The 237-nt window shown below is 72.6% G+C and carries 1 protein-coding gene; it reads right to left on the bottom strand.

The window, feature by feature from the left end; genetic code table 11:
• Nucleotides 1–237, bottom strand: a 237-nt coding sequence (locus UK12_RS35995) for an acyltransferase domain-containing protein (RefSeq protein WP_045307444.1), incomplete at both ends; no start/stop codon positions are given.

Here is a 237-nt window from a genome sequence, read left to right as displayed (position 1 = left end):
TTGAGCACCGAGGCTTCGGCACCCGAGATCACCACCGAGTTCGGGCCGTTGACCGCCGCGACACCCACCTCGGCGCCCAGCAGCGGCAGGACCTCCTCCGCGGACGCCTGCACCGCCACCATCGCCCCACCGGCGGGAAGCGCCTGCATCAGCCGGCCACGAGCCGCCACCAGAGCCGCAGCATCAGCCAGGGAGAGGACCCCGGCGACGTGTGCAGCGGCCAGCTCACCGATCGAG

The sequence above is a fragment of the Saccharothrix sp. ST-888 genome (assembly GCF_000955975.1).
In the GTDB taxonomy this organism is placed as follows: Bacteria; Actinomycetota; Actinomycetes; order Streptomycetales; family Streptomycetaceae; genus Kitasatospora.
This window is presented reverse-complemented; position numbering and strand designations above follow the sequence as displayed.